Source organism: Lysinibacillus sp. RC79, assembly GCF_041262405.1.
Classification (GTDB): Bacteria; Bacillota; Bacilli; order Bacillales_A; family Planococcaceae; genus Lysinibacillus.
Map to the genome: position 1 here is coordinate 1 of NZ_JBGCCD010000071.1, position 1,234 is coordinate 1,234.

At 51.7% G+C, this 1,234-nt stretch carries 1 rRNA gene; it reads left to right on the forward strand.

What is annotated here, in order from left to right:
- Positions 1 to 1,234: ribosomal RNA gene (locus ABH968_RS27765) — 23S ribosomal RNA — on the forward strand; the annotation flags it as partial.

Below are 1,234 nucleotides of genomic sequence, written 5' to 3' on the forward strand. Positions count from 1 at the left end.
ACCAAGAGGCTTGCCTCTTGGGGTTGTAGGACACTCTATACGGAGTTACAAAAGAGCGAGTTAGATGAAGCGACTTGGAAAGGTCCGCCAGAGCAGGTAAAAGCCCTGTAGTCGAAAGTTCGTTCTCTCCTGAGTGGATCCTGAGTACGGCGGAACACGTGAAATTCCGTCGGAATCCGGGAGGACCATCTCCCAAGGCTAAATACTACCTAGTGACCGATAGTGAACCAGTACCGTGAGGGAAAGGTGAAAAGCACCCCGGAAGGGGAGTGAAAGAGATCCTGAAACCGTGTGCCTACAAGTAGTTAGAGCCCGTTAATGGGTGATAGCGTGCCTTTTGTAGAATGAACCGGCGAGTTACGATTACGTGCGAGGTTAAGCTTTAGAAGGCGGAGCCGCAGCGAAAGCGAGTCTGAATAGGGCGAATTAGTACGTGGTCGTAGACCCGAAACCAGGTGATCTACCCATGTCCAGGGTGAAGGTGAGGTAACACTTACTGGAGGCCCGAACCCACGCACGTTGAAAAGTGCGGGGATGAGGTGTGGGTAGCGGAGAAATTCCAATCGAACTTGGAGATAGCTGGTTCTCTCCGAAATAGCTTTAGGGCTAGCCTCGTGATGAGAATACTGGAGGTAGAGCACTGTTTGGACTAGGGGGCCATCCCGGTTTACCGAATTCAGACAAACTCCGAATGCCAGATATTTATACACGGGAGTCAGACTGCGAGTGATAAGATCCGTAGTCAAAAGGGAAACAGCCCAGACCACCAGCTAAGGTCCCAAAGTAATCGTTAAGTGGAAAAGGATGTGGCGTTGCACAGACAACCAGGATGTTGGCTTAGAAGCAGCCATCATTTAAAGAGTGCGTAATAGCTCACTGGTCGAGTGACGCTGCGCCGAAAATGTATCGGGGCTAAACGATTCACCGAAGCTGTGGATTGACATCTACGATGTCAGTGGTAGGAGAGCGTTCTAAGTGCGTTGAAGTCAGACCGGAAGGACTGGTGGAGCGCTTAGAAGTGAGAATGCCGGTATGAGTAGCGAAAGACGGGTGAGAATCCCGTCCACCGTATGACTAAGGTTTCCTGAGGAAGGCTCGTCCGCTCAGGGTTAGTCGGGACCTAAGCCGAGGCCGATAGGCGTAGGCGATGGACAACAGGTTGATATTCCTGTACCACCTCCTCACCGTTTGAGAAATGGGGGGACGCAGTAGGATAGGGTAAGCGCGCTGTTGG